The 1,782-nt window shown below is 30.2% G+C and carries 2 protein-coding genes and 1 pseudogene; all 3 read right to left on the reverse strand.

The window, feature by feature from the left end:
- Positions 1-300: YHS domain-containing protein (locus ACP5FO_RS08745; RefSeq protein WP_291490242.1), on the reverse strand; the 300-nt coding region annotated here is incomplete at its 3' end.
- Positions 301-315: 15 nt separating this feature from the next.
- A complete protein-coding gene (locus ACP5FO_RS08750; RefSeq protein ID WP_291490243.1) occupies positions 316-702 on the reverse strand; it encodes a DUF302 domain-containing protein in 387 nt (128 codons plus the stop codon).
- A 286-nt stretch (positions 703-988) separates the two neighbouring features.
- A pseudogene (locus ACP5FO_RS08755) lies at positions 989-1,720 on the reverse strand (cation diffusion facilitator family transporter).
- Positions 1,721-1,782 lie beyond the last annotated feature (62 nt).

Genomic DNA, 1,782 nt, shown 5'->3' on the forward strand with positions numbered 1-1,782 from the left:
ACAACACTTATGCTTTTGATTAACATTAGTGTTTGTTGTATCTTGATGATTCATAAAATGTACGCTGTCTTGGCTAGAGCTTTTGTGTGCAGTATTTAACTTTTGATCTTTTAAAGAAGAATTTTCATTTTGTATATATTTCAATGGTTCAGATTCAAATGTTTTTGCACATTCTATGGAACAAAAATAGTAATCTACTCCATTATAGTTTATCAACACTTTAGCATCAGATTCCAATACCCACATGTTACATACTGGGTCTTTATGTTTGACTAAAATTTGATTGTTTGTCTCTTCCATAAATCCTCCAAAAATTTAATTTAATTGCATGGCTTTATCTACAATGCTATTTAAAGATCTGGATATGCTTGCCAGTACAATTTTTAGATGTTTATCTTCTACCAAAGATTCTGGATCCATATAAATAACATGATAACCATCGTCTTTTTCAAATACACCTAACTTACAAGGGAGATTGATGCCAGCAATGGGATCTAAAAATAACACTTCCTTTGCAATAGAAGGATTGCATATTTCTAAAATATACGCTTTTTTATCTGTTTGAAATCCTTTTTTTTCCAATATTGTGTTAAAATTATACTCAGATAAAATAGAAAATCCTTCCTTTAGACTCTCCTCTTTCAAGTTACCAATCAATAGCTCTTTGTTTTCTTTTGTAACTTTCCTGTCTATTAGTTTCATTTCTTACCCTCCTTACCCCCTGGGATGGGGATACTTACAATATACAATTAATTTTGATATTGTCAAGTATTAATTTTTGCAACACTATTTAAGTGATTTTTACAGTAATTATCAAATTAGCAAATAGTTTTAAATAGCAAGGTGAGTGGGTATGGCTGATAACTTTTATGATGCATATTTGCTCGTATTTGTTATGATAAAGTTTTTCTAAACAAAGCTTTCATTAAAGATTTTCTACCAGATCTGTTCCTCACATAAGATAGATTTAGAAGAACAGCCTTTTGTTTCAAACTGTATATTTACATGTGTTACGCCTTTTTCCTTTAAAAGATTTTGAACTTTTTGTTTTATAATCTCAGTTTTTTCTAAAGGCATATCCTCAAGTTCTATATGGAGTTCTAAAAATATATCTCTATCCGATATAGACCAGGTATGAATATGATGAACATTTTTTACTTCAGAAATAGATTGAATTGTATTTTTGATTTCATCTAAATCAACCGAGTCAGGTGATGCTTCCATTAAAATCTTTGCCGATCTAATAATCAATTTTACAGATTCTTTCAGTAAATAAATTGAGATTGGAATAGTTAAAATAGAATCTATTCTGTAAATCTTTAAGTACATTATTAAAACAGCACCGACAATTACGCTAAAAGAACCAACTGCATCTCCAAGCATATGCAAATAAGTGGATTTCATATTGATACTCGACTTTGAATGAGCGTATAAGATAATTGTGCTAAGCAAATTTCCTATAAAACTTACCAAAGCAAATATTAACAATTGTTACAGGTAAAATTTTATTAGGCGATATCAATCGCAATATAGCTTCGTAAACAATATAGAGCGTTACAATAAACAATACGCCTGAATTAACAAAAGCTGCTAAAATTTCTGCTCTTGCATAACCAAACGTATACTTTTTATTTGCTTTTTTACGGCTTAGTGTAATTGCAATATAGCTAAAGATTGCGGACATTGAATCGCTTAAATTATGTAGAGCATCGCTTACCAATAATACTCCTGCATTCCCGCTTCATTGTAACGAGATAGGTGGTTTTACACCCAGCATCTCAT

Source organism: Desulfurella sp. (assembly GCF_049977265.1).
In the GTDB taxonomy this organism is placed as follows: Bacteria; Campylobacterota_A; Desulfurellia; order Desulfurellales; family Desulfurellaceae; genus Desulfurella.